Origin of the sequence: Pseudomonas sp. B21-017, assembly GCF_024749245.1 — a bacterium.
Taxonomy (GTDB): Bacteria; Pseudomonadota; Gammaproteobacteria; order Pseudomonadales; family Pseudomonadaceae; genus Aquipseudomonas.
In genome coordinates this window covers 5,031,186-5,050,615 of the sequence record NZ_CP087194.1, presented here as the reverse complement: position 1 = coordinate 5,050,615, position 19,430 = coordinate 5,031,186, and the positions used below count along the sequence as shown (strand labels likewise).

At 59.9% G+C, this 19,430-nt stretch carries 20 protein-coding genes and 1 riboswitch; of the genes, 10 read left to right on the top strand and 10 right to left on the bottom strand.

Features of this window, described 5'->3' with window-relative positions:
* Window positions 1–14: 14 nt before the first annotated feature.
* Window positions 15–1,082, bottom strand: a complete 1,068-nt coding sequence (locus LOY28_RS22775) for a putative urea ABC transporter substrate-binding protein (RefSeq protein WP_018926799.1) — start codon at window positions 1,080–1,082, stop codon at window positions 15–17.
* A 62-nt stretch (window positions 1,083–1,144) separates the two neighbouring features.
* Window positions 1,145–1,245: riboswitch (guanidine-I (ykkC/yxkD leader) on the bottom strand.
* A gap of 282 nt (window positions 1,246–1,527) precedes the next feature.
* Between LOY28_RS22775 and LOY28_RS22770 the strand changes: the two genes are divergently transcribed.
* Window positions 1,528–1,764 (top strand): hypothetical protein, encoded by a 237-nt coding sequence (locus LOY28_RS22770; protein ID WP_018926798.1) that lies wholly within the window; start codon window positions 1,528–1,530, stop codon window positions 1,762–1,764.
* Window positions 1,765–1,976: 212 nt separating this feature from the next.
* Complete coding sequence (locus LOY28_RS22765) at window positions 1,977–2,420, top strand: hypothetical protein (RefSeq protein ID WP_258612580.1); 444 nt, start codon at window positions 1,977–1,979, stop codon at window positions 2,418–2,420.
* Between the two features lie 50 nt (window positions 2,421–2,470).
* On the opposite strand, the gene LOY28_RS22760 is transcribed toward LOY28_RS22765, so the two are convergent.
* Window positions 2,471–3,583, bottom strand: a complete 1,113-nt coding sequence (locus LOY28_RS22760; protein WP_018926796.1) for an enoyl-CoA hydratase/isomerase family protein — start codon at window positions 3,581–3,583, stop codon at window positions 2,471–2,473.
* A gap of 132 nt (window positions 3,584–3,715) precedes the next feature.
* Between LOY28_RS22760 and ung the strand changes: the two genes are divergently transcribed.
* Complete coding sequence (gene ung, locus LOY28_RS22755; protein WP_258612579.1) at window positions 3,716–4,408, top strand: uracil-DNA glycosylase; 693 nt, start codon at window positions 3,716–3,718, stop codon at window positions 4,406–4,408.
* 145 nt (window positions 4,409–4,553) lie between these two features.
* On the opposite strand, the gene LOY28_RS22750 is transcribed toward ung, so the two are convergent.
* The 5 genes from LOY28_RS22750 to LOY28_RS22730 are packed head-to-tail and all read right to left on the bottom strand — an operon-like array spanning window position 4,554 to window position 9,929.
* Complete coding sequence (locus LOY28_RS22750; RefSeq protein ID WP_258612578.1) at window positions 4,554–5,594, bottom strand: AbrB family transcriptional regulator; 1,041 nt, start codon at window positions 5,592–5,594, stop codon at window positions 4,554–4,556.
* Window positions 5,587–7,101, bottom strand: a complete 1,515-nt coding sequence (locus tag LOY28_RS22745; RefSeq protein ID WP_064619745.1) for a tripartite tricarboxylate transporter permease — start codon at window positions 7,099–7,101, stop codon at window positions 5,587–5,589. Before LOY28_RS22745 ends, LOY28_RS22750 begins: the two co-directional genes overlap by 8 nt.
* A gap of 1 nt (window position 7,102) precedes the next feature.
* The gene (locus LOY28_RS22740; RefSeq protein ID WP_018926792.1) at window positions 7,103–7,561 is read right to left on the bottom strand and encodes a tripartite tricarboxylate transporter TctB family protein; all 459 of its coding nucleotides are present in this window, start codon (window positions 7,559–7,561) and stop codon (window positions 7,103–7,105) included.
* 58 nt (window positions 7,562–7,619) lie between these two features.
* Window positions 7,620–8,597, bottom strand: coding sequence for a tripartite tricarboxylate transporter substrate binding protein (locus LOY28_RS22735; RefSeq protein ID WP_018926791.1), 978 nt, complete (start codon window positions 8,595–8,597; stop codon window positions 7,620–7,622).
* 39 nt (window positions 8,598–8,636) lie between these two features.
* Window positions 8,637–9,929, bottom strand: coding sequence for an OprD family porin (locus LOY28_RS22730; RefSeq protein WP_086944829.1), 1,293 nt, complete (start codon window positions 9,927–9,929; stop codon window positions 8,637–8,639).
* A gap of 234 nt (window positions 9,930–10,163) precedes the next feature.
* On the opposite strand from LOY28_RS22730, the gene LOY28_RS22725 reads away from it, so the two are divergent.
* Together LOY28_RS22725 and LOY28_RS22720 are read left to right on the top strand one after the other, a co-directional pair.
* Window positions 10,164–10,835 carry a response regulator gene (locus tag LOY28_RS22725; RefSeq protein ID WP_007941432.1) on the top strand — a complete coding sequence of 224 codons (672 nt, stop codon included), beginning with the start codon at window positions 10,164–10,166 and terminating at the stop codon, window positions 10,833–10,835.
* Complete coding sequence (locus LOY28_RS22720; protein ID WP_086944830.1) at window positions 10,828–12,216, top strand: sensor histidine kinase; 1,389 nt, start codon at window positions 10,828–10,830, stop codon at window positions 12,214–12,216. Before LOY28_RS22725 ends, LOY28_RS22720 begins: the two co-directional genes overlap by 8 nt.
* A gap of 64 nt (window positions 12,217–12,280) precedes the next feature.
* Here LOY28_RS22720 and LOY28_RS22715 read toward each other — a convergent pair whose 3' ends face one another.
* Complete coding sequence (locus tag LOY28_RS22715) at window positions 12,281–13,102, bottom strand: HDOD domain-containing protein (RefSeq protein ID WP_086944831.1); 822 nt, start codon at window positions 13,100–13,102, stop codon at window positions 12,281–12,283.
* 35 nt (window positions 13,103–13,137) lie between these two features.
* Window positions 13,138–14,079 (bottom strand): folate-binding protein YgfZ, encoded by a 942-nt coding sequence (locus LOY28_RS22710; protein ID WP_064619736.1) that lies wholly within the window; start codon window positions 14,077–14,079, stop codon window positions 13,138–13,140.
* Between the two features lie 148 nt (window positions 14,080–14,227).
* On the opposite strand from LOY28_RS22710, the gene LOY28_RS22705 reads away from it, so the two are divergent.
* Both LOY28_RS22705 and LOY28_RS22700 read left to right on the top strand, forming a co-directional pair.
* The gene (locus tag LOY28_RS22705) at window positions 14,228–14,482 is read left to right on the top strand and encodes a succinate dehydrogenase assembly factor 2 (protein ID WP_007941436.1); all 255 of its coding nucleotides are present in this window, start codon (window positions 14,228–14,230) and stop codon (window positions 14,480–14,482) included.
* Complete coding sequence (locus LOY28_RS22700) at window positions 14,466–14,918, top strand: protein YgfX (protein ID WP_258612577.1); 453 nt, start codon at window positions 14,466–14,468, stop codon at window positions 14,916–14,918. The genes LOY28_RS22705 and LOY28_RS22700 overlap by 17 nt, the downstream gene beginning before the upstream one ends.
* Here LOY28_RS22700 and nadB read toward each other — a convergent pair.
* On the bottom strand, window positions 14,887–16,503 hold the full coding sequence (gene nadB, locus LOY28_RS22695; protein WP_018926784.1) for an L-aspartate oxidase: 1,617 nt from the start codon (window positions 16,501–16,503) through the stop codon (window positions 14,887–14,889). The genes LOY28_RS22700 and nadB overlap by 32 nt on opposite strands.
* A 557-nt stretch (window positions 16,504–17,060) precedes the next feature.
* On the opposite strand from nadB, the gene rpoE reads away from it, so the two are divergent.
* The 3 genes from rpoE to LOY28_RS22680 are packed head-to-tail and all read left to right on the top strand — an operon-like array spanning window position 17,061 to window position 19,231.
* Window positions 17,061–17,642, top strand: coding sequence for an RNA polymerase sigma factor RpoE (rpoE, locus tag LOY28_RS22690; RefSeq protein WP_003172477.1), 582 nt, complete (start codon window positions 17,061–17,063; stop codon window positions 17,640–17,642).
* Window positions 17,643–17,672: 30 nt separating this feature from the next.
* Complete coding sequence (locus tag LOY28_RS22685) at window positions 17,673–18,260, top strand: sigma-E factor negative regulatory protein (protein ID WP_064619730.1); 588 nt, start codon at window positions 17,673–17,675, stop codon at window positions 18,258–18,260.
* Window positions 18,261–18,268: 8 nt separating this feature from the next.
* The gene (locus LOY28_RS22680; RefSeq protein ID WP_064619726.1) at window positions 18,269–19,231 is read left to right on the top strand and encodes a MucB/RseB C-terminal domain-containing protein; all 963 of its coding nucleotides are present in this window, start codon (window positions 18,269–18,271) and stop codon (window positions 19,229–19,231) included.
* Window positions 19,232–19,430: the final 199 nt, after the last annotated feature.

Sequence of the window (19,430 nt, the reverse complement as noted above, 5' to 3'; positions counted from 1 at the left end):
CAGCTCCTCCTGTCTTACAGCTTGGCGTCGGCGGCCATCTGCACGTAAGTCGGGTCGAAGCGCAGCTTGAGGTTGCCTTTATCGCCGCTGGTCACGCCATTGGCGAAGGCCATGCCGATGGCGCTGGTGTCCTTGGCGCCTTCACCCAACAAGCCGTGCTGGAACGAGAACTCGGCGACCTTGCGCATGGTGTCGGGCAGTTGCTTGCTGGTGGAGAACGCCAGGGCTTCTTTGGGCGTGGCGAACAGTTTGGTGGTGTCGAGTTGCGCCTGGAAACCGGCCAGGTCGGTGCCCGAGGCTTTGGCCATGTGTTCGAGGGCGGCCTGGCTGGTGGCGTTTTTCGCGTTCATCAACGCGACCACTTCGAACCAGGCGCCGGTCAGGGCTTTGCCCAGGGCCGGGTTGTCTTTGAGGGTGGCGCTGTTGACCACCATCATGTCCATGATTTCGCCGGGGATCTGGCTGGAATTGAACACTTCGGTCACCGCAGGCTTGGCCTTGATGTCCGAGAGCATCGGGTTCCAGGTGGTGACGGCGTGAACCTGTTCGGTGTTGAAGGCAGCCGAGATATCGGCATCGGAGGTGTTGATTACTTTCAGGTCTTTCTCGGTAAGGTCTACCGAGTCCAGAGCACGGGCCAACAGATAATGGGAGACGGACAGCTCCACCAGATTGACGTCCATGCCCTTGAGGTCGGTGACTTTCTTGCCTTCGCCTTTGAGCACGATGCCGTCGTTGCCGTTGGAGAAGTCGCTGACGATCAGCGCTGTGCTGTCGACGCCACCGGCAGCCGGAATGGTCAGCGCGTCCATGTTGGTCATGGTGCAGCCGTCGAACTGGCCGGCGGTGTATTGGTTGATGGATTCGACGTAGTCGTTGAGCTGCACCACATCGATCTTGATGCCGTACTTTTTCGCCCATTTGTCGACGATGCCCTGGCTGCCGGCATATTCCCAGGGCATCCAGCCGGCGTAGATAGTCCAGCAGACGCTGAAATGGTCTTTCTGTGCGGCGTGGGACGAGACGCTCACGAGGGCTGCAAAAGCAGCGGCGAGCAGGGCGGGTAAACGAAGTCGGGACATGGGATGGTTCTCCAGTTGATCAAGGGCGGACAGGAAGGCAGCGGCACCGCGAACGGTGGCTTGTCTCCCGGGCTTTTGTCCCGCCGTGTAACCTCAACTGGAGGTCGCCAACTCTCGGACCAGTCACTCGCGATTGCGAGCCGGAACCCTAGTCAGCCATTGCATATTGTGGTGCCGCGAACCTGTGATGACTCCTGCACGTCTTTGGTTAAGCGAGAGCCGTGCCAAGTCGGCTTGAGCGCTCTGGCTGGGGGCATGGAAGGGAGGGCGAGACAAACAGGGGAGGGGCGCTTTGCCTTGTCATGGTGCGCAGCGCATGGGTATGCACCGTAGAAGGACAGCTAGCCGCTGATCTGAAGGTCGATGCGATCAGGCACTCGGTGCCTGTTTTAAAGTCAAAACAGGTGTGACTCGACTGCCGTTGCAGGTCTTTCAGGAGGCCTCCATGTTCTGTCAGAAAAAGCTCCGCCAAATACTGCTCAGTGTGTTTTTTGGTTTGGGTCTGTCCGGGTGTTACTACTATGTAGGGGGCGCCGATGTTTATCCGGCACCTTATTACTACCCCGGCTATTACTACTCACCTTACTACTACGGTGGCCCACGCTTTTACGGGGGTTATCGTTACTACTATTTCAGTGGGCCTCGCTATTACCATGGTGATCACGATCGCGGGCATCGCTAAACGGCTCATGAGCACAACGGCGCCTGCGGCTTACGCAGGCGCCGTTTTCTTTTGCGCAGGATGAAAAACCTTTCATCGGCTACTTGTTTCGGCGTGTTACAGAAACGCACCAGATCCCGATTTCACTGTCTGATCTTTCGACAGTCGCCGAACAATTGACTGTCGCCTGCCAGCGTCGCTGGCGTGGCTCACTCGCGGTCCAGGAGGCCGCCATGCTCTGTCGAAAACAGCTCCGCCATATTCTGCTGATCGTTCTATCGGGATTGTTTCTTGGTGCGTGCGTGCCCTATTCCGATGGCGACAGCTACTACCGCTCGGATGTCTACACGTCCCCAGCGCCGTATTACTCCGATGGTGGTTACTACACAGCTCCGCGCAGGTATTACTCGCCGCCTGCACGGTATTACCAGCCATCGCCACGTTATTACTACCAGCCGCGGGTTTATCAACCGGCACCGCGCTATTACGACTACCGCGGCAGCCAGAATCGCGGATGGGACCGTCATGACCGCGGTGGTTGGGATGGTCGTCGCGACGGTTGGGATGGTCGTAGTCGCGGCAACTGGAACGACGATTCCCGGGGCCACAGTGGACGGGATCACCATGGCGGAAGAGGCGATCATGGCGACAACGATGGCCGAGGCGGCCGTCGCTAACTCCTCAATCAAAAGCGGCGCATGAAGCGCCGCTTTTTTTTGCCTGGATTTCAGTATTCCGACAGATCGGCCAACGGATGCCGACCTTCCCAGACCTTGTGAAAATGCGCTTCCACCGCCGCCTCCGGCACCGTGTTGATATCCGGCCAGTGCCAGTGAGGTTTCTGGTCCTTGTCGATCAACCGCGCGCGCACGCCCTCGCTGAGTTCCGGATGACGGCAGCAATTGAGGCTCATGGTGTATTCCATCTGAAAGACTTGAGCCAGCGACAGGTGCCGGGCGCGGGCGATCTGTTCCCACACCAGATGAGCGGTCAGGGGCGAGCCTTCAATCATGGTGCAGGCCGCACGACTGAGCAGCGGGTCTTTATGAACGCGTAGCGCACTGATGGCCTTCCAGGCACAACGAACGTCGCTGACATCCAGCAACTCGTCGATCTGCTGGCGTCGCGGCAGCCACTGCGCTTCGGGCATTTTTACGAGCGCTTCTTGTTGCAAGGCCTTGAGCAGGCTGTTGAGCTGCATGGCGGTCTGTTCCTGCCAGTTCAATTGCAGCAAACCTTCGATCAGCTCCGGCTGTTGTTGATCGAGCAAAAAGCGGTCCGCGAGGTCCAGATCGATTGCATCGCGACCGTTCATCCGGGCGCCGGTCAAGCCGAGAAACAATCCGAGCTTGCCGGGCAGCCGCGACAGAAACCAGCTGGCGCCGACGTCCGGGTACAAACCGATACTGATCTCCGGCATCGCCAATCGGCTGCTCGGCGTGACAACCCGAATGCCCGCCCCTTGCAGCAGCCCCATGCCGCCGCCCAGCACGTAACCATGACCCCAGCAGATCAACGGTTTCGGGTAGGTGTGCAACTTGAAGTCGAGGCGATATTCTGCCGCGAAGAAGTGCGCAGCCAAGGGCGGTACTTCCCCGGGATGGGCGCGACACGCTTCCACCAGACTGCGCACTTCACCGCCGGCGCAAAAGGCCTTGTCGCCATTGCCGCGCAGCAGTACACAAACGATCTGTGGTTCCTTGGCCCAGGCGTCCAGTTGATCGCGCAAGGCGTTGATCATCGGCAAGGAGAGGGCGTTGAGGGACTTTTCGGCATCCAGGCTGGCGATGCCGATGCGTGCGCCGTCGGTGCCGGTGAGTTCTTCGAAGTGCAGATTCATCATGACCTCGATCGGGAATTTGAGCGTTCAGTATGATCGCTCTATAGGAAAATGCCGGATCTGCGTCAGATCAATTGACAAGCGTGATGGGCTTTCCTAGGGTTCGCCCCATTGTTTTTGCCGGATGTAACCATGACTGCTGACGACCGTATCAAACTCGAACCGAGCTGGAAGGAGGCCCTGCGTGCCGAATTCGACCAGCCTTACATGGCAGAGTTGCGCACTTTCCTGCAACAGGAACGCGCGGCGGGCAAGGAGATCTATCCGCCGGGACCGTTGATTTTCAATGCGCTCAATTCCACGCCGCTGGACAAGGTCAAGGTGGTCATCCTCGGGCAGGATCCATACCACGGCCCAGGTCAGGCCCATGGGCTGTGCTTCTCGGTGCAGCCGGGTGTACCGGCGCCGCCGTCGCTGATGAACATCTATAAAGAGTTGAAACGCGACCTGAACATCGACATCCCCAACCATGGCTACCTGCAGAGTTGGGCGGAGCAGGGCGTGTTGATGCTCAATACCACCATGACCGTGGAGCGGGCGAATGCCAACGCCCACGCGGGCAAGGGCTGGCAGCACTTTACCGACCGGATTATCGAAGTGGTCAGCGAGCACCAGCCGCATCTGGTGTTCCTGCTGTGGGGTGCGCATGCCCAGAGCAAGCAGAAACTCATCGACGCCACCAAGCATTTGGTATTGACGTCGGTTCACCCGTCGCCGCTGTCGGCTTATCGCGGCTTCCTCGGGTGCGGGCATTTCAGTCGGGCGAACAAGTTTCTGGAACAGAATGGCGAGACGCCGATCGAGTGGCGGTTGCCGCCGGTGTGAAGATTGTGGCGAGGGGGCTTGCCCCCGTTGGGTCGCGCAGCGGCCCCAAAACCAACCACACCGAAGTCCTCAGATTTTACGACAGCTTCGCAGCCGAACGGGGCGATGCGGCGTTCCGACAGGCCCCCTCGCCACAGGACTCATATCAGGGAGAATCCGGCTCCCGGTTCCAATACCTGAACAACGGCTCCGCCAAAAACAACACGAACAACAGCCGCATCACCTGCATCGCCGTCACCAGCGGTACCGATAGTTGCAGGGTTTCAGCCGTCAAACTCATCTCGGCAATCCCGCCGGGCATCATGCCCAGCGTCAGCGAACGCAGATCCAGATGGGTCAATACACTCAACCCCAGTGCCGCCAGCGTGGCGATCAACATGGTCAACACCGTGCCGATTAGGGTCCGGCCCATGAAGGACGGTGCCCGTCGGAAGAACTGTCGATTGAAGTGGCAGCCCAACCCGCTGCCGATCAGCCACTGGCCGATCTGACTGCCGCCGTTGGGCAAGCCGATGTGCAGGTCCCAACCAATGCTCACTGCCGCACTCACCAGTAACGGCCCGAACAGCCAGGGGTTGGGTTGCCGCAGGCGCTCCCAGATCCAGGCGGCCAGGGCGCCCGCCGGGAACAGAAGGGCCAGCCACCACCAGTTGACGGTCGCAGCATGCAAGGCCGGCGCACCGTCGCCCAACAGATACTTGAACGCCGCCGGCACACACAGCACCACCACCAGCACCCGCAGGCTTTGTCCCGCCGCGACACGGCTGAGCACCGCGCCATTGCGGGCGCCGAGGTTGACCATCTCCCCGGAGCCACCGGGCATGCTGGAAAAGAACGCCGTGGCGCGATCTTCGCCGGTACGCCGCATCAACCAGACCCCGACCACCGCGGACAGGCTGGTGACCAACGCACCGAAGAAGATCAGACCGAAGTGGCTCAGCACCTGCTCCATCACCACCGGGGTGAAGTGCAGGCCGATGCCGATGCCGACAACCCACTGGCCGCACTTGCGCCCGCCAGGGATTTCCGCCAGTTGCCAGGGTGTCAGGCAGCGCACGAGGATGATCGCCAGTAACGAGCCGACCATCCACGGTAGAGGCCAGCCGATCTGGCTGGCGAGGTAACCGCCCAGCAGACCGACCAGCGGTGTACCCCACCAGGCTTTGAAGGGTGTTCGATCAGGCATCGGCGATAGCGCGCCGGGCGACCGAACGTTTGCGCCAGATGCGCAGCAGCGGCATCAGCAACATGATGGCAGTCAGCACCCAGCAACCGAACGTGATCGGGCTCGACCAGAGGATTTCCAGTGCACCGTTGGAAATCGACAGCGCGCGACGTAGGTTCTGTTCCATCAGACCACCGAGGATGAAGCCCAGCAGTACCGGCGACAACGGGAAGTCCAGCTTGCGCAGGATGTAGCCGAAGATGCCGATGCCGATCATCAGGAACAGGTCGAAGGTGGTGGCGTGTACGGCGTAGACGCCGATCCCGGTGATGATCGCGATCACCGGCACCAGTGCCCAGTTCGGCACGGCGAGGATGCGGGTGAAGATGCGGATCATCGGGATGTTGAGGATCACCAGCATCACGTTGGCGACGAACAACGACGCGATCAGGCCCCAGACGATGTCTGGCTGCTGCTGGAATAACAGCGGGCCCGGGGTGATGTTGTACAGCGACAGTGCGCCGATCATCACCGCCGTGGTCCCCGAGCCCGGAACACCGAGGGTCAGCATCGGCACCAGGGCACCGCAGGCTGCGCCACCGATGGCGGTTTCCGGAGCCGCGAGGCCACGCATGTCGCCTTGGCCGAAAGTGCCCTTGGCGCCGGCGATACGTTTCTCGGTCATGTAGGCCACCGCGCTGGCCAGCGTCGCGCCGGCACCCGGCAATACGCCCATGATGAAGCCCAGCAAACCGCAACGGACGTTTACCACGAACACCGCCGAGGCTTCCTTGAAGTTGAACATCATGCGCCCGGTGGCTTTCACCGCTTCCTGGCCACGGTGGGTTTTTTCCAGCAGCAAGAGGATTTCGCTGATGGAGAACAGGCCCAATACCAGCACGACGAACTGAATGCCGTCTGTCAGATGAATGTTATCCCCGGTGAAGCGGTATACGCCGCTGTTGGCATCGATGCCGACGCTCGACAGAAACAGACCGATCAGCGCTGCAATGAAGGTCTTCAGCGGTCGGTCGCCGGCCATGCCGCCGAGACAGACAATCGCAAACACCATCAGTACGAAATACTCCGCCGGTCCGAAGGCAATCGCCCATTTCGCCAGCAGCGGGGCGAACAGCACCATGCCGCAAGTCGCGATGAAGGCACCGATGAACGAACTCCACGCCGACAGCGACAGCGCTACACCGGCCAGACCCTTGCGGGCCATCGGGTAACCGTCGAGGGTGGTCATGACGGTGGAGGCTTCGCCCGGAATGTTCAGCAGGATGGAGCTGATCCGGCCGCCGTATTCGCAACCCAGGTACACCGCCGCCAGCAGGATCAACGCCGACTCCGGTGGCAGGCCGAGGGCGAACGCGATCGGAATCAGCAACGCCACGCCGTTGATCGGCCCCAGCCCCGGCAGCAGCCCGACGACGGTCCCGATCAAGGTGCCGCACAGTGCGGTCACCAGGTTGTACGGGCTCAGCGCAACGCCGAAGCCCTGACCCAAATAGCCAAGAGTATCCATATCAGTTCTCCAGAACGTCGAGCACGCCCAACGGCAGTGGCACGTCCATCAACTTGTCGAACAGCAGATAAAGACCGATGGCCATCAGGCTGATGATCACCGCGCTGGGCAGCCAGCGGCCGCCATACAGGCGTGCCATCGGGACCCCGATCAGAATGCTGGCGACGATGAAACCAAGGGGTTCGAAGGCCCCGGCGAACACCAGCAACAGCGCCACGCAGATGCCGATCTTGATCAGGGTTTCGCGGTCCAGTTTCGGGTCGTCATCGCTGTGCACGATCGGCGCCGGCCGAAACACCATGTACAGCAAAGCCAGGCCCATCAGGCCGAGCATCAGCAGGGGGAAGGCGCGAGGCCCGACCGGTTCGTAGGAAAAAGCCGCTTGATACGGCCACGCCATCAGCGCCAGGCCGACACAGGCCAGCAACAGCACCGAAGCAAAAATGCGTTGTATGAGCATGGGGAACTCCTGGGCCACGACCCCGAGAACCGGGGCCGCAGCCGCTAGACAGAGGCGATCACTGGATCAGGCCGAACTCTTTGGCCAGCACTTTGTAGTCCGCGACCTGCTTCTTCACGTAGGTGTCGAGCTCCGGGCCGGTCATGGCGAACGGGAACAGTTCACGCTGATCGCGCAGCTTGGCGAAATCCTCGGAGGCCAGCAGTTTGTCGAAGGCGTTTTTCCACCAGGCGTAGTCTTCGTCGCTGACTTTTGGCCCGAGGTAGAAGCCGCGAACCACCGGCCAGACGATGTTGTAGCCCTGCTCTTTAGCGGTCGGAATGTCTTTCATTTCCGGCTCGTCCAGACGCTTCTCGGAGAACACCGCCAGCAGACGCATGTCACCGCTCAGGATGTGTGGCATGGAGTCGGAGATGTCGGTGCTGCCAACCTGGATGTGGCCGCCGAGCAGGGCGGTGGCGATTTCACCGCCGCCTTCGAGGGCGACGTAACGCAGGTCGCGCGGGTTGATCCCGGCCGCTTTGGCGATCAGGGCGGTTTGCATCCAGTCCTGGCTGCCGACGGTGCCGCCGGAACCGATCACCACCGAGCTTGGGTCTTTTTTCAGGGCTTTGACCAGATCGTCCAGGGTCTTGTAGGGCGAATCGCTTTTCACCGCGATGGCGCCATAACTGGTGCCAACCGCCGCCAACCAGCGCACGGCGCTTTCATCGAAACGCCCGAATTTGCCTTGCGCCAGGTTCAGCAGCGAACCGCTGGACCAGGCCACCAGCGTACCGGCATCGGCCGGGCGCTGAGCGACCACAGCGTTGTACGCCACCGCGCCGACACCGCCGGGCATGTAGGTCACGCGCATCGGTTTGGTCAGCAGTTTTTCGTTGACCAGCGCGCTTTGCGCCAGTTTGCAGGTGAGGTCGAAACCGCCGCCCGGCGAAGCCGGGGCGATGCATTCCGGGCGTTTGGGTTCGGCCAGCAATTGGCCGGCGAACAGCATGATGCCGGTGGCCAGAGCAACTTTTCGCAGTGATAGGTTCATTCAAGTCTCCTTAAGAGTTTTTGTTATGGACGTACTGAATTACCAAAGGGCAACGCTATAGCTCACCAGCAGACGCACTTCATCGGCATCGCGAGCGGAGTAGTTGGAACGGTAGGTGGCATTGCGCAGGCGTACGGCAACGTCCTTGAGGGCGCCGCTTTGTACGACGTATTTGATCTCGGTGTTGCGTTCCCACTCTTTGCCTTCATCACCGTTCTTGAGCTTGATGTTGTCGCCGCTCACGTAACGGCTCATGAAGCTCAGGCCGGGAACGCCGAGTTTGGCGAAATCATAGTCGTAACGTGCCTGCCAGGAGTGTTCTTCGGCGCCGGCAAAGTCATTGATCTGCACGAAGTTGACCAGGTACGGATCGCTGCCATCGACGTAGGGGAAGGCGCTGTCACCGGACATGCGCTGATAGCCGGCGCTGAGTTTATGCCCGCTCAAGGCGTAGCTCACCAGCCCGTTCAGGGATTTGTTGTCGATCTTGCCGCCACGGGCCGCGCCCTCATCGTCACTGATGGCAAACCGCAGGTCGGTACCGAAAGTGCCGGGGCCGAACGGTTGCGAAGCGACAACGCCGAGGAAGTGCTGGTTGTAGACTTCGTCGAGTTGAGCGAAGTGGTAGCTGCCGGTGATCTTGTCGGTGAACTTGTAGTCCACGCCGCCAAAGTCAAAATGCTTGCCTGCCACGGTGCCGGCGAAGCGGCTGTTCTTGTTGTTGAGGGCGATGTCTTCGAAGTCGGTGCTGTCGCGGTCCTTGGCTTTCTCCAGACGCCCGCCGGTGAAGGTCAGGTTCTTGATCTCTTTGGAGGTCAGCATCCCGCCTTCAAAGGTCTGCGGCAGAATGCGACCGTCGTTGGGCTTGAGGATCGGCAGTTCCGGAATCAGGCTGCCGATTTTCAGCTCCGTGGCGGAGATCTTCACTTTGCCGGTCAGGCCGAGCTTGGAATACTCGTTCGCCGCGCGCCCGTCGTCATGGGTTGGCAGCAGGCCGGTACCGGTGCGGTCCGGACTCGAATCGAGTTTTACCCCCAGCATGCCCAGCGCATCGACACCAAACCCCACGGTGCCGTCGGTGTAACCCGATTGCAGATTGAGCATGAACCCCTGGGCCCATTCGTCCCGCTTGGATTGCTGGGCGCTGGTGCCATCGCGAAAGTCGCGGTTGAAATACATGTTGCGGGTTTCGAAGGTTGCCTTACTGTCTTCGAAGAAGGCAGCCTGGCTCAACGGCGAAAAGCCGGCGAGGGCGGCGGCGCTGACAAGGGCGGTGTGGTTGAGGCGGGAAAAACGAACAGGCGGGCGAGCCTGAAGCTGCATGGACAGCATGGTGACATACTCCGTTTATTATTCTTATTGGCGAAAACGCTTCGGGGCGTTTTTCGTATCGCTATGTGCTCTGACTACGGCAGTGAAAGCTGTCCGTAGCGGGACTCTAACCGGCTAACCTTTCGCTAACCTTTCAGCTGACTTTCACGGTTTTCGGGCTTCACAGCGACGGATGCGGCTGTAAACTCCGCGCCAAAGAATGGCGTCGACCATCCCTGAATGAGGTAAAGATCCATGCGTGTTCTGCTCGTCGAAGACCATCTGCAGCTTGCCGAAAGTGTCGCCCAGGCGCTCAAGAGCACCGGGCTGACCGTGGATGTGCTGCACGACGGTGTGGCGGCCGACCTGGCCTTGAGCAGCGAGGAATACGCCATGGCGATCCTTGATGTCGGCTTGCCGCGCATGGACGGTTTCGAAGTGCTGGCGCGCTTGCGGGCCCGGGGCAAGAACCTGCCGGTGCTGATGCTGACCGCCCGCAGCGACGTCAAGGACCGGGTCCATGGCCTGAACCTGGGGGCTGACGATTACCTGGCCAAACCTTTCGAACTGACCGAACTCGAAGCCCGGGTCAAAGCCTTGCTGCGCCGCAGTGTGCTCGGCGGTGAACGCCAGCAACGCTGTGGCGTGCTGGCTTACGATCTGGACACCCGGCGCTTCACCCTCGGCGAAGAATTGCTGACCCTGACCTCCCGCGAGCAGGCAGTGCTCGAAGCCCTGATCGCCCGTCCCGGCCGGGTGATGAGCAAGGAGCAATTGGCGGCTCAGGTCTTCGGCCTGGATGAGGAGGCCAGTCCCGATGCCATCGAGATCTACGTCCACCGCTTGCGCAAAAAACTCGACGGCCAACCGGTGGCCATCGTGACCTTCCGTGGCCTTGGCTATTTGCTGGAAAGCCGCGATGCATAAGCTCAGCAGCCTGCGTTGGCGGTTGCTGTGGAACCTCGCGCTGCTGCTGGTGGTGTTGATGCTCGCCAGTGGTTTGAGTGCGTATTGGAACGGTCGCGAAGCCGCCGACACCGCGTATGACCGGACCTTGCTGGCCTCGGCGCGGACCATCGCCGCCGGCCTGTCCCAGCGCGACGGCAGCCTCAGCGCCAACGTGCCTTACGTGGCCCTCGACACGTTCGCCTACGACAGCGCCGGGCGGATTTTTTACCTGGTCAACGACATCAATCAGAAGCTGATTTCGGGCTACGAAAACCTGCCGCCACCTCCACCGGGAACGCCGCGCACCGATGACTATCCGGCGCTGGCGCGTTTCTACAATGCCACTTATCAAGGGCAGAACGTGCGGGTGGTCAGCCTGCTCAAAGCGGTCAGCGAACCGAACATGAACGGCATGGCGGAGATCCGCGTGGCGGAAACCGATGAGGCGCGGGTCCGCATGGCGCGCAGCCTGATGGCTGACACCTTGTTGCGGCTGGGCATGCTGGCGATCGGTGCGTTGTTGCTGGTGTGGTTTGCGGTCAGTGCGGCGTTGCGTCCACTGGAGCGCTTGCGTACCGCGGTGGAAGAGCGTCAACCCGATGACTTGCGCCCCTTGCCGCTGGTGGAAGTGCAGCACGAGCTGGGGCCGCTGGTACGTGCGCTCAATCACTTTACCGAGCGGTTGCGCGGGCAGTTCGAGCGCCAGGCGCAATTCATCGCCGATGCCGCCCATGAACTGCGCACGCCGCTGGCGGCGCTCAAGGCTCGCCTCGAACTGGGCTTGCGCTCGAACGAACCCGAAATCTGGCGCAGCACCCTGGAAACGGCCGCCCAGGGTACGGATCGCCTGACCCATCTGGCCAATCAATTGCTCTCGCTGGCACGGGTCGAGAATGGCGCCCGGGCCATCGCCGAGGGCGGTGCGCAGTTGCTCGATCTCAGTCAATTGGCCCGTGAACTGGGCATGGCCATGGCGCCGCTGGCCCATGCACGTGGCGTGGCACTGGCGCTGGAAGCTGACGAGCCGGTGTGGATGCGTGGTGAGCCAACGCTGCTGAACGAGCTGTTGAGCAATCTGGTGGACAACGCACTGGCCCACACGCCACCGGGCGGCAATGTGATTCTGCGGGTCACGGCGCCGGCGGTGCTGGAGGTCGAGGACGATGGTCCGGGAATTCCCCTTGAAGAGCGGGAGCGGGTGTTCGAGCGTTTTTACCGGCGCAACCAGCAGGTGGCGGGATCGGGATTGGGGCTGGCGATTGTCGGCGAGATCTGCCGCGCCCATCTGGCGCAGATCAGCCTGCACGATGGCGAGTTGGCGGGGCTGAAAGTGCGGGTAAGTTTTATTGCGGGGGAGTGAACACACTCATACCTGCGCAGAGAGGCTTGTTGTGGCGAGGGAGCAAGCTCCCTCGCCACAGAAATCAGTAAAACATCGACCGCGACTCTTCCAGATCCTTGCACATCGCTTCGTTCTCCGGATCGATCCCCAGCTTCTCGAAGGCAGGCACACTGACCGGGTCGATGCGAGCCAGAGGATGGTCGGTGTCCTTGTGGCAATACAGGCTGGCCACTTGCACCAGATCGACATAGTCGACCCGCGCCGATTGCCGCTTGAAATCCAGATACAGCCCCGGCAATTGCACCAGCATTTCCGGAAAATCCCAGACCCTGAGCAATTTATCGCCGAGCAGCGGATGGATGCGTTCGATCACATGGTTGAGGCTGACCGGGTCTGACAGCAATTCATAGTGATCTTCGGCGTAGGTCAGGATCGGCAACACGCCAATCTGATGCACCAGCCCGCCGAGCGCCGCTTGATCAGGCTTGAGTTGTGTGTAGCTGCGGCACAACGCATAGCTGACGCCGGCGATTTCCAGGCTTTTGCGCCAGACCTCGCGCATTTTCTGTTCCACCACTTCGGAACGGGCATTGAAAATCTGTTCCATCACCAGGCCGATGGCCAGGTTGCTGCTGTAATTGACGCCCAGCCGGGTGATGGCCGTGTGCAAGTCAGTCACTTCCTGGGTCGCGCGCAGCAACGGGCTATTGACCACTTTGATCAGTCGCGCCGACAGCGCGGTGTCACGGCCGATCACTTTGCTCAGGGTGCTGACACTGATTTCCGGGTCTTCGGCGGCCTTGCGAATCTGCAGGGCCACTTCCGGTAATGTTGGCAGAACCAGGTCATCATTATCGATGGCCTCAACCAAATCCTGTTGGACCTTATCCGCCAGCTCACTCATTTCTTTTCTCTAGGGTATTGCGACAAGTGCTGCTGTTAACGCTGGATTTCGCGATCACGATCCAGTTGGTAAGGCAGGTCGAGCAAATGCAGGCCCGGACCTTCGAGTGCGCCAAGGTGCAGGTTGCCATCTTCTGCAGCTTCGGCTTGCAGCACGGCCAGGAGTTCAATGTTTTGCTCGGTGCGAGCAGCGATCACCACTTCACCGATCGAACTGCCGTGAGTCGGGGAGAACAGTGGCGTGCCGGGTTCAGGCAGTTCACTACCTTCCAGTTGCAAGCGATACAGACGACGCTTGAGTTTGCCCAGGTATTGCATGCGCGCAACGATTTCCTGGCCAGTGTAGCAACCCTTCTTGAAGCTCACGCCGCCGACGGCTTGCAGATTGAGCATCTGCGGGATGAACAGCTCGCGGGTGCTGGGCATGACCTGGCCGATCCCAGCGCGGATCTGGCCCAGCAGCCATTGATTCAGTTCGCCTTCGGCCAGCAGGGCGGACAGCTTGCCCTTGATGGTGTCGGCTTGATCGGCGTTCACCCAGAGTTCAGCGCGCTCAGGCGAGACGCGAAGGGCGATCAGGCCGTCATTACGCACGACGCTGTCGGTGTCGACCGGTAGCGCCAGGCCCAGGCTGGCCAGTGCCGCATCGCCATGCTCAAGGCCAAAACGAACCCAGCCGGCACTTTCGTCGGTCAGTTTCGATTTGGAGAACACCGCGTACTTTTTCAGGTCCGCCAATTGCGGCTCCAGCAGCTCGCTGGCCATCGCCATGAGCACTCCGTCGCCTTCCAGCAGAATGCGGAAACTCGACTGCATCCGGCCTTTCTGCGTGCAACGCGCGCCAAGGCTGGCCTGGGTTTCGCTCAGGTAATTGAGGTTGCAAGTCAATTGGCCTTGCAGGAATTTGCTGGCATCCGAGCCGCGTACCGCGAGAACGCCTTCGTGAGACAGGGTGCAGAAAAAAGCAGAATCGGCCATGGGTCATCGCAGGGTAAAGAGTCTGAGGGACATCATAAGGGGGCGCCCTTGAAATGGGTAGTTCACAAAGGATCGTCAGTGCCGACCAAAGCCGACTGTTCGGCTCGCCTCGGGGCTGTATACTTGCGGCCTATTTGAGGAGCGCTCCATGGTCGATAACGTTGAACTGAACCGCCTCTTTTGGCACAGCCGTCGCGGCATGCTGGAACTTGACGTGCTTCTGGTGCCGTTCGTGAAAGAGGTTTACGCGAATCTGAACGAGGTAGATCGCGCGCTGTATGTCCGCCTGCTGGAGTGCGAGGATCAGGACATGTTCGGCTGGTTCATGGAACGCGCCGAATCGGAAGATCCGGAGCTGCAGCGCATGGTTCGCATGATCCTGGATCGTGTCCAGCCCAAGTAACGCGTTCGAATGCCGCTGGCATGCCTCACGGCAGTTGCTGGCGGCCTATCTTCTCGCCCAGCTGTTCGCGTTGGGTTCGCTGTTTCTTCTCTCGATACCGCTCTGGGCCGACCTGCTCGGCGTAGCGTTGTGCGTGGCTCACAGCATTTGGGTATTGCCGCGACAGATTCTGCTGACACACCCACAGGCTTTTCGCGGCTTGCGTCGCGATGCCGATGGCTGGCAGTTGTGGAATCAGGCAGAGGGCTGGCAACCGGTGCAGCTAAAACCGGATAGCTTGGCGCTGCCGTTGGTTGTGGTGCTGCGCTTTCGTCTGCGGGGCGAGCGAGGTGTCAGGGCGATATGCGTGCCGCGGGATTCGCAGGCGGCGGATGTGCACCGACGCCTGCGGGTTCGGCTCAAGTTCAGTCGGCGTAGGTGGGCGGCACCAGAATAGTGTCCAGGGCGACCGGCAGCAGGTTCGGGTAGTCGAGGGTGTAATGCAGGCCGCGACTTTCCTTGCGTTCCATGGCCGACCGGATCATCAGGTCTGCTACCTGAGCCAGGTTCCTCAGCTCGATCAGGTCTCGGCTCACTTTATAGTTGCTGTAGAACTCGTCGATTTCGTCCAGCAATAATTGCACTCGGTGCTGGGCTCGTTGCAGGCGCTTGTTGGTGCGTACGATGCCCACATAGTCCCACATGAATCGCCGCAGTTCGTCCCAGTTGTGCGCGATGATCACGTCTTCGTCGGAGTCGGTGACCTGGCTGGCATCCCAGACGGGCAGGGCGGTCGGAATCGACACCTCTGGCAACTGCTCAAGAATGTCCGTCGCCGCCGAACGGGCATAAACGAAACATTCCAGCAGCGAGTTGCTGGCCATGCGGTTGGCGCCATGCAGGCCGGTGAAGCTGGTTTCACCAATCGCATACAGGCCCGGCACGTCGGTGCGGCCCCGCTGATCGACCATCACGCCGCCGCAGGTGTAGTGCGCCGCCGGCACCACCGGAATCGGTTGTTTGGTGATGTCGATCGAGAATTCCAGGCAGCGTTCATAGACCGTCGGGAAGTGCGTCTTGATGAAGTCTTCAGGCTTGTGGCTGATGTCCAGGTAAACGCAGTCGATACCCAGGCGCTTCATCTCATGGTCGATGGCGCGGGCGACGATGTCCCGTGGTGCCAGTTCGGCCCGTGGATCGAAGCGCTGCATGAAGCGTTCGCCGTTAGGCAGCTTCAAGTGTCCGCCTTCGCCGCGCAGGGCTTCGGTTATCAGGAAACTCTTGGCTTGCGGGTGATAAAGGCAGGTCGGGTGGAACTGGTTGAACTCCAGGTTCGCCACCCGGCAGCCCGAACGCCAGGCCATGGCGATGCCATCACCGCAGGCGCCATCAGGGTTGCTGGTATAGAGGTAGACCTTCGCTGCGCCGCCCGACGCAAGGATCACGAAGCGCGCACCGTAAGTGTCGACTTCACCCGTGCTGCGGTTGAGGACGTAGGCACCGAGGCAGCGGTCGCCTTCAAGGCCCAGGCGCTTTTCGGTGATCAGATCGATTGCGACCCGCTGTTCCAGCAGCTCGATGTTGGGCCGCTGTATGGCCTGGTCGAGCAGGGTTCTGAAGATCGCCGCACCCGTCGCATCGGCGGCGTGGATGATGCGTCGATGGCTGTGACCGCCTTCGCGGGTCAGGTGAAACTCGAAACCGCCGTCTTCGGTGCCGGACTGTTCGTCACGGGTAAAGGGTACGCCTTGGTCGATCAGCCATTGAATCGCTTCTCTGCTGTGCTCGACGGTAAAGCGCACGGCGTCTTCATGGCACAGGCCACCCCCGGCGTTGAGGGTATCGTCGACGTGGGACTCGACAGTATCGGTGTCATCCAGGACGGCGGCGACACCGCCCTGGGCCCAGAAGGTCGAGCCATTGGCGAGGTCGCCTTTGCTCAATACGGCGATGCGCAAATGACCGGGCAAGGTCAGCGCAAGACTCAAGCCGGCAGCACCGCTGCCAATTACCAGAACATCGTGTTGAAACTGTTGGCTCATTTCAGGATTCCGCTCAAAGCGACCCGGGTCGGGGGTGGCGCAAGACAGCTGGATCGGCGAGTCAGGACAGCCACACAGCCCACTAGTATATAGAGGGGGGGAGCGGCACAATAGCCGGGCCCACATGGCATTGTGAAACTACTGTGACGGAAAAGACTGGACTCTTCGTCGGAAGTTTTTTTGACTGTGTTGGCGATAAGGCGACTGTATCGTGGATTTAACAGTCTTTTTCGTTTCACGGTTGCACAATGTCGGTTTCAGGCGGCTATAAATATGGAACTTTTGCCAAAGGCTCAAGATCAATAGACGGTTGCCTGGAACAAAGGACAGTGTCGGTTTCGGTGCGGGACTTGCGGTTAGGTCCCTGCTGACGAATCCGATGACAAGATTATTCGCGCAGCCTGGGTTTCCCGCGCTGCGCTTTTCGTGCGTGCCAAATCAGAGCCCGCAGGAAACTTGCTTGGAGGGGGAGAACTTTTGCGAAAAGCCCGAGTCTATGTTTGCAAGTCTGGTCGTTCAGTAATGCAAGCCTCCTTCGAGCTTATCGAGGAGTGTTCATGCTAACCCAGGAAGAGGATCAGCAGCTGGTCGAGCGCGTTCAACGCGGCGACAAGCGAGCTTTCGATCTGCTAGTGCTGAAATACCAGCACAAAATTCTCGGGTTGATCGTGCGTTTCGTGCACGACACCCATGAAGCCCAGGATGTCGCACAGGAAGCCTTTATCAAGGCGTACCGTGCACTTGGTAATTTTCGCGGAGACAGCGCGTTTTATACGTGGCTTTACCGTATCGCCATCAACACGGCGAAAAACTATCTGGTTTCACGCGGCCGTCGGCCGCCGGATAGCGATGTCAGTTCCGAGGATGCAGAGTTCTATGATGGCGATCATGGCCTCAAGGATCTCGAGTCGCCAGAACGTGCATTGCTGCGGGATGAGATCGAAGGCACCGTCCATCGAACCATTCAGCAACTGCCAGAAGATTTGCGTACGGCTTTAACTTTACGTGAATTCGATGGTCTGAGTTACGAGGACATTGCCAGCGTCATGCAGTGTCCGGTGGGTACCGTGCGCTCCCGGATCTTCCGCGCCCGGGAGGCCATCGATAAAGCCCTGCAGCCGTTGTTGCAGGAAAACTGAGACAGCGGCGACAGCCAAGAGAGGAACGCCATGAGTCGTGAAGCCCTGCAGGAATCGCTGTCCGCAGTGATGGATAACGAAGCGGACGAACTGGAATTGCGTCGGGTGTTGAATGCCTTCGACGATGTTGAAACCCGCGAAACCTGGGCTCGTTACCAGATCGCTCGGGCAGTCATGCACAAGGACCTGCTGCTCCCTCGTCTGGACATCGCTGCGGCAGTTTCTGCTGCGCTGGCTGACGAAGCCGTACCGGCAAAAGCCTCTCGTGGTCCATGGCGCAGCCTGGGTCGTCTGGCAGTCGCTGCTTCGGTGACCATTGCCGTGCTGGCAGGTGTACGTCTGTACAACCAGGACGAGATCGCAGGTGTCGAACTGGCTCAGCATTCTAATCAGCCAAGTCTGACCACTCCTCAGGTCAAGGGTCCCGCTGTATTGGCAGGCTACAATGAGAGTTCGGACGCCACTGGCCCTATGGCCAACGGTGTATTGCAAGGTCAGCCAGGCTGGCACGATCAGCGTCTGCCAGGTTACTTGCGCCAACATGCTCAACAGGCTGCACTGAAAGGTACTGAGAGCGCTCTGCCTTACGCTCGTGCAGCAAGCCTGGAAAACCGTTAAGGAGGATCATGCGCGCCATACCTCTACTTACGCTTCTGCTCAGTGGCTGGTTTATTGTTCCAGCCCATGCCGATGAAGCCCAGGACTGGCTGAAGCGTCTGGGACAGGCGGAGCAAACGCAGAGCTTTCACGGTACTTTCGTCTACGAGCGTAACGGTAGTTTTTCTACCCATAACATCTGGCATCGCGTCCAGGATGGCAAAGTCCAAGAGCGTTTACTTCAGCTCGACGGTTCGGCCCAGGAAGTCGTGCGCATTGATGGGCATACTCAATGCGTCAGCGGCACCCTGATGGCAGGGCTGGGGGACTCACCCAACTCCGCTGCTCGTGCACTCGATCCACAAAAGCTAAAGAATTGGTATGACCTTGCCGTCATCGGCAAGTCGCGCGTGGCCGGGCGTTCGGCGGTGATCGTCTCGTTGACACCTCGCGATCAGCACCGCTATGGTTTTGAACTGCATCTGGACAAGGAAACAGGCTTGCCGTTGAAGTCATTGTTGCTCAATGACAAAGGGCAACTGCTGGAACGGTTCCAGTTCACCCGGCTGGATACTGCCGAGGTGCCTTCCGACAGCGATTTGCAGGCAGGTTCCGAGTGCAAGCCCATTAACCTGGACAGCGACAAGGCGTCCGCCGTCAAGACTGCGCAGGTCTGGCATTCTGACTGGTTGCCGCCAGGTTTCGAACTGACCAGCAGTAACTCTCACAAGGATCCGGATACCAAAGTCCAGGTCAACAGTCTGATGTTCGACGACGGTCTGGCCCGATTCTCGGTGTTCCTTGAGCCATTGAATGGGGCAACAGTCACCGACACCCGTACCCAGCTGGGGCCAACAGTCGCTGTGTCCCGTCGCTTGACCACTCCGCAAGGCGAAATAATGGTGACCGTGGTCGGTGAAATACCGATTGGTACCGCCGAACGGATTGCGCTGTCCATGCGCAACGATGCCGCGGCTACCAACAAGCAGTGAGCTGATCAGTCATGCTCATCAATCGGGGCTGTAGGGTGCGGGAGGTTGGCAATAGCTACCCCGTCGTTGAGGCCTCGAAATGTTTTGCCGAGCATTTTCATTTGCAAATATCCCGAAAATTTTTTATAGGTCAGAGCCCCTCGGCTCTGGCCTTGTTTGTTGTTCCCGGAACAAAAATACCGGCGTATCGTTTCCGGTG

Coding starts and splice junctions, on each gene's coding strand:
- LOY28_RS22740 (WP_018926792.1), bottom strand. CDS start 7,561: ATGCTCATACAACGCATTTTTGCTTCGGTGCTGTTGCTGGCCTGTGTC.
- LOY28_RS22710 (WP_064619736.1), bottom strand. CDS start 14,079: ATGGCCGATTCTGCTTTTTTCTGCACCCTGTCTCACGAAGGCGTTCTC.
- LOY28_RS22725 (WP_007941432.1), top strand. CDS start 10,164: ATGCGTGTTCTGCTCGTCGAAGACCATCTGCAGCTTGCCGAAAGTGTC.
- LOY28_RS22760 (WP_018926796.1), bottom strand. CDS start 3,583: ATGAATCTGCACTTCGAAGAACTCACCGGCACCGACGGCGCACGCATC.
- nadB (WP_018926784.1), bottom strand. CDS start 16,503: ATGAGCCAACAGTTTCAACACGATGTTCTGGTAATTGGCAGCGGTGCT.
- LOY28_RS22765 (WP_258612580.1), top strand. CDS start 1,977: ATGCTCTGTCGAAAACAGCTCCGCCATATTCTGCTGATCGTTCTATCG.
- LOY28_RS22775 (WP_018926799.1), bottom strand. CDS start 1,082: ATGTCCCGACTTCGTTTACCCGCCCTGCTCGCCGCTGCTTTTGCAGCC.
- LOY28_RS22730 (WP_086944829.1), bottom strand. CDS start 9,929: ATGCTGTCCATGCAGCTTCAGGCTCGCCCGCCTGTTCGTTTTTCCCGC.
- LOY28_RS22685 (WP_064619730.1), top strand. CDS start 17,673: ATGAGTCGTGAAGCCCTGCAGGAATCGCTGTCCGCAGTGATGGATAAC.
- LOY28_RS22770 (WP_018926798.1), top strand. CDS start 1,528: ATGTTCTGTCAGAAAAAGCTCCGCCAAATACTGCTCAGTGTGTTTTTT.
- LOY28_RS22720 (WP_086944830.1), top strand. CDS start 10,828: ATGCATAAGCTCAGCAGCCTGCGTTGGCGGTTGCTGTGGAACCTCGCG.
- ung (WP_258612579.1), top strand. CDS start 3,716: ATGACTGCTGACGACCGTATCAAACTCGAACCGAGCTGGAAGGAGGCC.
- rpoE (WP_003172477.1), top strand. CDS start 17,061: ATGCTAACCCAGGAAGAGGATCAGCAGCTGGTCGAGCGCGTTCAACGC.
- LOY28_RS22745 (WP_064619745.1), bottom strand. CDS start 7,101: ATGGATACTCTTGGCTATTTGGGTCAGGGCTTCGGCGTTGCGCTGAGC.
- LOY28_RS22705 (WP_007941436.1), top strand. CDS start 14,228: ATGGTCGATAACGTTGAACTGAACCGCCTCTTTTGGCACAGCCGTCGC.
- LOY28_RS22750 (WP_258612578.1), bottom strand. CDS start 5,594: ATGCCTGATCGAACACCCTTCAAAGCCTGGTGGGGTACACCGCTGGTC.
- LOY28_RS22735 (WP_018926791.1), bottom strand. CDS start 8,597: ATGAACCTATCACTGCGAAAAGTTGCTCTGGCCACCGGCATCATGCTG.
- LOY28_RS22680 (WP_064619726.1), top strand. CDS start 18,269: ATGCGCGCCATACCTCTACTTACGCTTCTGCTCAGTGGCTGGTTTATT.
- LOY28_RS22715 (WP_086944831.1), bottom strand. CDS start 13,102: ATGAGTGAGCTGGCGGATAAGGTCCAACAGGATTTGGTTGAGGCCATC.